Annotated in this window: 6 protein-coding genes and 2 pseudogenes; 3 read left to right on the forward strand and 5 right to left on the reverse strand. The window is 66.4% G+C overall.

Annotation, left to right across the window (positions count from 1 at the left end; translation table 11 throughout):
• Positions 1-44: 44 nt before the first annotated feature.
• The 3 genes from ABIS05_RS02325 (at position 45) to ABIS05_RS02335 (ending at position 3,679) form a co-directional block, all read left to right on the forward strand.
• On the forward strand, positions 45-1,004 hold the full coding sequence (locus ABIS05_RS02325) for a TAXI family TRAP transporter solute-binding subunit (RefSeq protein WP_348012871.1): 960 nt from the start codon (positions 45-47) through the stop codon (positions 1,002-1,004).
• A 137-nt stretch (positions 1,005-1,141) separates the two neighbouring features.
• The gene (locus ABIS05_RS02330) at positions 1,142-3,208 is read left to right on the forward strand and encodes a TRAP transporter permease (RefSeq protein ID WP_348012872.1); all 2,067 of its coding nucleotides are present in this window, start codon (positions 1,142-1,144) and stop codon (positions 3,206-3,208) included.
• Positions 3,209-3,226: 18 nt separating this feature from the next.
• Positions 3,227-3,679: a DUF1850 domain-containing protein gene (locus ABIS05_RS02335; protein ID WP_348012873.1), complete on the forward strand. Its 453-nt coding sequence runs from the start codon at positions 3,227-3,229 to the stop codon at positions 3,677-3,679.
• A gap of 228 nt (positions 3,680-3,907) precedes the next feature.
• On the opposite strand, the gene ABIS05_RS02340 is transcribed toward ABIS05_RS02335, so the two are convergent.
• The 5 genes and pseudogenes from ABIS05_RS02340 to ABIS05_RS02360 all read right to left on the reverse strand — a co-directional run.
• The gene (locus ABIS05_RS02340) at positions 3,908-4,597 is read right to left on the reverse strand and encodes a glutathione S-transferase (protein ID WP_348012874.1); all 690 of its coding nucleotides are present in this window, start codon (positions 4,595-4,597) and stop codon (positions 3,908-3,910) included.
• A gap of 93 nt (positions 4,598-4,690) precedes the next feature.
• Positions 4,691-6,259 carry a hypothetical protein gene (locus ABIS05_RS02345; RefSeq protein WP_348012875.1) on the reverse strand — a complete coding sequence of 523 codons (1,569 nt, stop codon included), beginning with the start codon at positions 6,257-6,259 and terminating at the stop codon, positions 4,691-4,693.
• 12 nt (positions 6,260-6,271) lie between these two features.
• Positions 6,272-7,921 (reverse strand): hypothetical protein, encoded by a 1,650-nt coding sequence (locus ABIS05_RS02350; protein WP_348012876.1) that lies wholly within the window; start codon positions 7,919-7,921, stop codon positions 6,272-6,274.
• 67 nt (positions 7,922-7,988) lie between these two features.
• A pseudogene (locus ABIS05_RS02355) lies at positions 7,989-8,159 on the reverse strand (IS5/IS1182 family transposase); the annotation flags it as partial.
• A 27-nt stretch (positions 8,160-8,186) separates the two neighbouring features.
• Positions 8,187-8,304: pseudogene (locus tag ABIS05_RS02360) on the reverse strand (IS5/IS1182 family transposase); the annotation flags it as partial.

An 8,304-nucleotide genomic window follows, 5' to 3' on the forward strand; every position in this document is an offset into this window, starting at 1 on the left:
TAGGGTATGGCGTTCCCCGCAGGATCCGTTCAAAGGAGTTTCAGATGCGCATCGTCCACTGGGTGGCAGCTGTTGCCGCCACCGCCGCCGCCCTGTCCAGCAACCTGGCCCTGGCCCAGCAGCAGCAGTTCGTCAACGTCCTGACCGGCGGCCAGGCCGGCGTCTACTACCCGCTTGGCGTGGCGTTGTCGCAGGTCTACGGCAAGGCCATTCCCAACACCAAGGCCACTGCCCAGGTCACCAAAGCTTCGGCCGAAAACCTGAACCTGCTGCAGGCCGGCCGCGGCGAGATCGCCTTCACGCTAGCCGACGCCTTGTCCGACGCCTGGCGCGGCGACGAAGAGGCCGGCTTCAAGACCAAGCTCGACAAGCTGCGCGGCATTTCGGCCACCTACAGCAACTACATCCAGATCATCGCCAGCGCCGACAGCGGCATCCGCACCCTGGCCGACCTCAAAGGCAAGCGCGTGTCGGTCGGTGCCGCCCGCTCGGGCACCGAGCTGAACGCGCGCGCCGTGTTCAAGGCCGCGGGGCTGACCTACAAGGATCTGGCCAAGACCGAGTACCTGCCCTTCGGCGAATCGGTGGAGCTGATCAAGAACCGCCAGCTCGACGCCACGCTGCAGTCCGCGGGCCTGGGCGTCGCCTCGATCCGCGACCTCGCCACGTCGGTCAAGATCGTCGTCGTGTCGGTGCCGGCCGACATCATTGCCAAGATCGGCGATCCGGCCTACCAGGCCACGATCATTCCCGCCGGCACCTACGAAGGCCAGACGGCCGACGTGCCCACCGCAGCTATTCCCAACTTCCTGGTCACCCACAGCGGGGTGTCCAACGACCTCGCCTACGCGATGACCAAAGCCTTGTACGAAGGCCTGGACACGATGTATGCCGCGCACAACGCGGCCAAGGGCATCAAGCGTGAGAACGCCATCAAGGGCATGCCGGTGCCGCTGCACCCTGGCGCCGAAAAGTACTACCGCGAGGTCGGCCTGATCAAGTAGCCCGGCGCGGTGCGCACCCCGCCGCTCAGCGCGCCGACCGGACCTCGCCGCCCGGGCCGGCGCGTTGTGCATTTCCGCCCTGCCGCCCCACCGGGCAGCCACCCAGCCACCGGCAGCGACGACAACACCTACAACGCATGAACACTCCCGCCCCCGACCCCAACGCCCAGCTGCAGACCGATGAACGCAGCCCGCTGCCGCGCGCGGTGTTCGCCGTGGCGATTGCGTTTTCGCTGTTCCAGATCATCACGGCGGCCTTCAGCCCGATCTCCAGCCAGGTGGTGCGTGCGGTGCACGTCGGCTTCGTGCTGCTGATGATCTTCGCGCTGTTCCCGCCGACTCTGGGCCACCGCCGCCTGGTGCCGCTGGGCTGGCTGCTGGGCCTGGTGGGCTTTGGCGCCAGCTTCTACCACTGGGTCTTCGAAGCCGAACTGACGGCGCGCGCCGGCGACATGACCTCAACCGACATGGTCATCGGCATCGTCACGCTGGCGCTGGTGTTCGAGGCCGCGCGGCGGGTGTTGGGCTGGGCGCTGCCGGCCATCTGCCTGACCTTCCTGGCCTATGCGCTGTACGGCCAGTACCTGCCCGGGGCGCTGGCGCACCGCGGTTACGGCTTCGACCAGGTGATGGGCACGATGACCTTCGGCACCGAAGGCATCTACGGCGTGCCGGCCTATGTCTCGTCGACCTACATCTTCCTGTTCATCCTGTTCGGCGCCTTCCTCGAGCAGGCCGGCATGATCGACCTGTTCAACGACTTCGCCATGGGCACGGTGGGCCACACCCGCGGTGGCCCGGCCAAGGTCAGTGTGGTGACGTCGGGGCTGATGGGCACCATCAACGGCTCGGGCGTGGCCAACGTCGTCACGACCGGGCAGTTCACCATCCCGCTGATGAAGCGCTTCGGCTATTCCAGCGCCTTTGCCGGCGGGGTCGAAGCCACTGCCAGCATGGGCGGGCAGATCATGCCGCCGGTGATGGGGGCGGTGGCCTTCATCATGGCCGAGACGATCAACGTCCCCTACATCGAGATCTGCAAGGCGGCCCTCATCCCGGCCATCCTGTACTTCTGCACCGCCTTCTGGATGGTGCACCTAGAGGCCGGGCGCAAGGGCTTGCTCGGGCTGGCCAAGGAAGACTGCCCCAACCCGTGGACGGCGATGCGGCAGCGCTGGTACCTGCTGCTGCCGCTGATCGGCCTGGTGGCGCTGCTGTTCTCGGGCTACACACCGCTCTTCAGCGGCACCATCGGGCTGGCCCTGACCGTGGTGCTGATCTTCGGCGCGGCGCTGATGAGCGGGGTGCCCAGCACCCCGTTGCGCGTGCTGTTCTGGGTGCTGCTGGGCCTGGCCTGCGCCGGCTTCGTGAAATTCGGCGTGATGACGTTCTTCGTCATCACCGCCGTGCTGCTGGTCGTGTTGCGCCTGCGCCGCGCGGGCGGCGAGGCGATGAAACTGGCCGTGCAGGCGCTGGCCGACGGCGCACGCCACGCGTTGCCGGTCGCCATCGCCTGTGCATTGGTCGGGGTGATCATCGGCGTCATCAATCTCACCGGCGTGGCGGCCGAGTTCGGTGGCCACATCATCGCCATCGGCGAGAAGAGCCTGTTCCTGGCGCTGCTGCTGACGATGCTGACCTGCCTCGTGCTGGGCATGGGCATCCCGACGATTCCTAACTACATCATCACCAGCTCCCTGGCCGCGCCGGTGCTCCTCAAGCTGGGCGTGCCGCTGATCGTCTCGCACATGTTCGTCTTCTACTTCGGCATCATGGCCGACCTGACGCCGCCGGTCGCGCTGGCCGCCTTCGCCGCGTCGCCGATTGCCAAGGAGAGCAGCCTCAAGATCAGCCTGCAGGCGTTGCGGGTGGCCATCGCTGGCTTCATCGTGCCCTTCATGGCGGTGTATTCGCCGGCGTTGATGCTGCAGGGCGACGGCGCTCTGGCCACCGTCTACGTGGTGGTCAAGGCGCTGATCGCGATCGGCCTGTGGGGCTGCGGGGCCATCGGCTTCCTGTTCGGGCGCCTGAACTGGGCTGAGCGGGCGTTCGCCATCCTCGCCGCATCGTTCCTCGTCACGGCGCTGCCGTGGACCGATGAGGTCGGCCTGGCGGCGGCCGTGCTGTTCTTCGCCTGGCACCTGTGGCAGCGCCGGCGCGCAGGCACGGGGCCTGGCGCCGGACCGCACACGAGCGGCGCGTGAACGTCGCATGAACGGCACATGAGCGGCGCGGCTGTGACCGTGCTGGGCCTGTGCCTGGCGCTGGGCGGCGCCGACGCGGTCACGCCGCCGCCGGGCCCGGCCGTCTTCATCGTCGCCCACCGCTTCACGCTGGCCTGGACCCACTCCATCGAGCACGTGCGCTGGGAGGAGGACTACGAGCTGCAGCCCGCGCCCAGCGGGAGCGCCGGCGCGCCGCCACGCCTGCTGGCGGTACTGGCGCGCGTGCAGGGTTCGGCCGCCGGCATGGAGCCGGGGCCGGATGCGGTGCTGCGCAACGGCTGGTTCGAGTACCGGCCGGCACAGCGCGAACACCTCGGGCTGTGGCTGACGCGCTCGCCTTACACGGCCGACTACGAGCTGTGCCTGGACGGCGCGCCGTGCCGGCCGCTGTCGGCCTGGTTGCCCTCCGACGGCTGGCGCACGCGGCTGTGGCCTTGCGCCGGCGGTTGACGCCGCTCAGCGTGCCGGCCACAGCCATCGGCCACATCAAGCGCAGGCTGACGGTGCCGGTGGGGGCTCTTGCCGAGACGGATGCGGAGGTGGGACGCTGCGGCTGCTGGGGGCAGTCGCTTGACCGCCAACATTGGGCGTTCGGGATGGCTGACCTGTCGCGTGCAACGCAGAGGGCGTCGGGTGGCTGCTTGCGCTGCAGAGCGGCCATCCTCGCGACCGCGAGCGTTACAGGGACGGGAAGCGAATCGCACCTTGCGCGGGTAACTTGTACATGCACGCAACAAACAGCGGGCTGACGAGCCAGCCGTCCAGCCAGGCCCGTACCGAGGGCACGTCCTGCGCAGCAAACCATCCCGGGTCCACCGAGGCGAACTGGCGGACGAAGGGCATCACTGCCAAGTCGGTGGCGCAGGGGGTGGCGCCGCCCAGCCACGGCGCGCTGTTCAGCCGGGCCTCTAGCGGTTGCAGCAGCACATCCAGCGCCCTGTCGCGGTGTGCGTCTGGCGTGATGGACTCGCTCGCGTAGCGCTGGGGGTACTTCCAGCGGTCCAGGTGATGCTTGAAGTCGCCGTCGTTGCGATGTACCAAGTCCAGGTTGGCAGGCGACTGCGCCCGTGCCCACCAGCCCTGCGCATCGGGCGCGGCCAGTGCCCAGCGCATGACGTCCCAACTCTCCTCGATCACGCTGCCATCGGGCAAGTGCAGCACTGGTACCGTCGCCTTGGGCGACAAGGCCAGCAAGCTTGCTGGCTTATCGCGCAAGCTGACCTCGACCGCCTCGAAGGCCCGCCCGGCCTGCAGCAGCGCCATCCGTGCGCGCATGGCGTACGGGCAGCGGCGAAAGGTGTATAGCCGCGGCAGCTGTGGGCTTGGAAGGGTGCGTGGTGCGCGCAATTTCGGTGTCGATGCGTGCATGGGTAAGGTCGGTCCAGCTATACACGCCAACCAGGGCTGTCTCGTTACACCGAGACTTTCGCGGATTGACTTGCCGCATCGCTCGTCGAGCGCCTACCTGATCGTCGCCCTGAGCGCCTGAGAAAGCCTGGCGCGGTCCAGATCGTCGCTGATCTTGCGCGCATTCACCATGAGCTCGCATTTGTCCAGCAACGCCAGTGTCTTCTCGGCTTCGGTGTTCAGCGTGTTCATCTGCTGCGTCACATAGTCGTTGACGCCGTCCTTCACCTTGTCGCGCACCTCAAGGGGAAGTCCGAGAAAGGCGTCCTGGATTGAATCGAAAGCTTCCCTCGGGCCACCCTGCAACACCGTCACGTTCTGCCGCCATTCACGCAGTTTGGTGTCCAGCCCTACGGCGATTACGCCGTTGGTCGTCACCAGCCACTTGTCGGGCTCAAGAAGGGCGCGCTCCGTATCCGTACTGAGACCGCCCATGAAACGACCGTCGTTGGCACGGAAGAAATCTTCGAATGCCTTCTCGGTACTGGCACGACGCCGGTCGAAGATGTCTTTCAGCCCGCGCTGCACCTCAGACCAGTCGCTCTTCTGTCCGTCCGAGCGCAGGCCGGATGCCACCCGGTCCATGTCCGCAAGAACCGCAGCATGCGTGGAGCGGGTTCCATCCAGATTGCAAGCCTTGAGGAACTCGTCCACCTGCTGCCGGATACCGCCAAAGGCGACGATGAGCACCCCTTCGTTGTCCAGCGCGGCCTTCCACACCGCCAGACGCGAGTAATAGCCCACCTCCACGAGGTTGCGGATCGGGTCGCGGAATAGGTCGATCGCAGTGAGCACATTCTTCAAGCCGCTGTCCACGGCCAGGCCCAGCCGGTATTGCACCAGCCCGCCGACATTCATCGAACGCAGCTTGTTGAGTATGTCGAGGATGGCATTCACCGGAAGTCCGGCCATCTGCCCGATCTCGGCCAAGGTCGCCACGTCGTTGGCCCAGGACGCCACCTTCATCAGCGCCTCGACCACCTTGCGTGGTGCTCCGGCATTGATGAGCGTCTCCGTCACATGGTCGGTGATGGACTTGCCGAACGCCTTCCACGCGTCCTTTAGCGCCAACACGGCCGTGCCCATCTGCACGTAGGCTGGCATCGCAGTCGCCAGCGCCTGCTCCAGCAGGTCCTTCAGGTCCTGCGCCGCTTTCTGCTCGGCTTCTTCGACCCGCAGATCCTCCTCACTGAGGTTCTGCCACTTCTTGTCGAGTGTGGAGATCAAGCCCCTGACCTTGCTGCCGTTGTCCACCAGCGCATCGCGCGACTCCGCGAGCTTGATGCTGCCGACGAGGCCCCAGAACGCCATCTCGTCGAATTCCACCTGTTCACGAAAGCGCACGGCCGCCTCGCTGGGGGCGGAGACACCGGAGAGCATGTTGTCCAGCTTGTCCTGCGCCGCCCGCGTCGTATCCCGGAACTTGGAGGCGTACTCCGGTGCCAGCGGTTCGCCGCTATCGTCTTCGAGGAAGACGAGAATCATCGTCAGCACGGCGTCGCGCGCATTGAGATAGTCCTCGATCACGCTGGCGATGCGAGTCGATTCGGCGATGTCAAGGATGGACTGCAGCGTGGCCAACGCCGCCCGAAGTTCGCGCCGACGACCGTCAAAAGATGGCATGCGTAGGCCCCGTCAGATCGGTTGCTGGCTGGTGATGCGCCACGGCCCGAGCGCCCCTGGCATGCCGATGCGTTGCAGTCGCCACCAGCGGTTCACCGTGACGTCGCTGAAAGCGCGGTAATGGCCGTCGCCATACCCATCAAACAGGCCGATGTGCTGCATCTCGACGATGACTTCCTCGAGCCGTAGCTGCCCGGGGTACTGGTCACCTGGGATAACGACGCGGACATCATCAAGCCAGACCGGCCGCATGTCGAAGACGCGCTCCATGATGCGCCGCCGCGCTTCTTCGAAATAACGCGCCGGCTGCTCCACGGCGTTGGCCCGGAAGAGAACCCGCCCATCGGCCAGCGGTTCCAAGGACCAGGTAGCAAAGAGCGAGATCCAAAGATCCTGGTCGGCGGCCTTGAGCGCGCTAACCATCGCCTGCATCACCACCTCGGGCTCGGCACTGTCCGGCGGAGCCGCACAGCCGTGGTCGTGCAACGCCTGCTCGCCGGCAAAGAGCGCCACGCCGCCCTCGGGCTGGCGCAGATCGACGAACATCGCGCCGCCGACCAGGGCCGCAACCGGCTTGAGCGCCAAGCCGAAGTAAGCCCGCTCGCCCACCACCAGTTGCCCCGGCTGTTCCTGCACCTGGCCAATGAGTTCGTAGCACTCGTCGATGTTCGGCATCACCAGACGGCGGTACCGAGCCAGCGCGTCCAGCATCAGCACCGCCTGCGGCCCCTCTGCGTCGGCGAAGTAGAAGCCGTCGCTCGCGTTGCCGGCGACAAACCAGGTCCGCCCCGCCTCACCGACCCAGTCCCGGTTTCTGAGCGGGGGCAGCAGGGCGTGGCGGCCGATCACACCCGCGCGGTCACCGTGGATGGGGTGCACGGCAGGAAAGAGCGGTGCGATCAGGCGATCAGCGAGTTCGCCCTGCAAAGCGGCCCATCCCGCCTGAGCCTGTTGGCGAATCACCTCGGCGCGCTGCTCACCCATCTCGCGGTAGGCCAGCGCGTCGTCTGACAACACGACATCAGGCCCCTGCAGGCGCAAGCGCATGGCTTCGAAATCCTGCTCGATGGCGTGGGCGAAGGGCCCGGGATATTTCGCGGCCAGCAGTTGCACGCGCGGCTGCTGATCCTGCAGTTGGCGCAGCAGGAGCCGCGAGGTCTGGGCCAATGCGTACAGGGGGTCATCGAGCACGGTGGCGGCCAGGGCGGCGAACTTCCCAGCCCATTCGCGCCAACTGGCGTCGAAGCCATCGTTCTCGAACATCTCGGGCGGCCCGCCCGGGCCGATCAGGATGCGATTGTCTGCACTGCGCGCCTGCACGGGTTCGCGCAGCGTGCCCGTCGCCTGCACCGTGAGCCAACCCCGGCCGGTGGTGGCGCGTCGGCGCACCGTTACCGTGACGCTCGCGCCTTCGTCTTTTCCGGAGTCTGCCCAGCGCTGGCTCTCCTGGTAGCCGCCGATCAGGCGGGGGGACTCGCGCCGTGCATCTTCAGGCGTCAAAGGGCGGCGCAGCACTGCACCGTCCACCGCGATGATCTGATCGCCTCGCTGCAGGCCGGTGTCGCGGAAACCACTCCACCAGTCGATGCTCGTCACCCGAAGCGCCGGCGGCACGGCGTCCAGCATCGACGCGACGGTCAGGCCCGTGGTGACATCGGTCATGGTGGTCGGACTGGCATCAGCGACATTCGGTCTTCGGTTTCGACGCCGAAAGCGGCCATATTAATTGGGGTGGCCGACCCTTGCCGGCCTTCGGGTAGCAAGGCTCGATGACCTCACACAGACCAGCCCGCAGGACGATTGAATCCATCGTCTGCAAGAACACGTCACACCTGGTCGGCTTACGGAATCGATCGAATTCCCGAGCCTCATCCCAACGCGCCTCCTGGCGTGCCACCAGATCAACCGAAAGCGCTGAACTTAGAGCCTATCCGTAAATAATGTTTATTGTCAGCGGCACCTTGCGGAACGCGATGATCGCTGCGGCGATGTGGTTGAGCGCGAGGAAGCTGCGATCGAGTTTCTCGTATCGCACGAGCAGCTTG

This window comes from Roseateles sp. (genome assembly GCF_039929605.1).
Taxonomy (GTDB): Bacteria; Pseudomonadota; Gammaproteobacteria; order Burkholderiales; family Burkholderiaceae_C; genus Pelomonas.

Bases quoted from the DNA above. Each gene is read 5' to 3' on its own strand.
- ABIS05_RS02330 (WP_348012872.1), top strand. From the start codon at position 1,142: ATGAACACTCCCGCCCCCGACCCCAACGCCCAGCTGCAGACCGATGAA.
- ABIS05_RS02335 (WP_348012873.1), top strand. From the start codon at position 3,227: ATGAGCGGCGCGGCTGTGACCGTGCTGGGCCTGTGCCTGGCGCTGGGC.
- ABIS05_RS02325 (WP_348012871.1), top strand. From the start codon at position 45: ATGCGCATCGTCCACTGGGTGGCAGCTGTTGCCGCCACCGCCGCCGCC.
- ABIS05_RS02350 (WP_348012876.1), bottom strand. From the start codon at position 7,921: ATGACCGATGTCACCACGGGCCTGACCGTCGCGTCGATGCTGGACGCC.
- ABIS05_RS02340 (WP_348012874.1), bottom strand. From the start codon at position 4,597: ATGCACGCATCGACACCGAAATTGCGCGCACCACGCACCCTTCCAAGC.
- ABIS05_RS02345 (WP_348012875.1), bottom strand. From the start codon at position 6,259: ATGCCATCTTTTGACGGTCGTCGGCGCGAACTTCGGGCGGCGTTGGCC.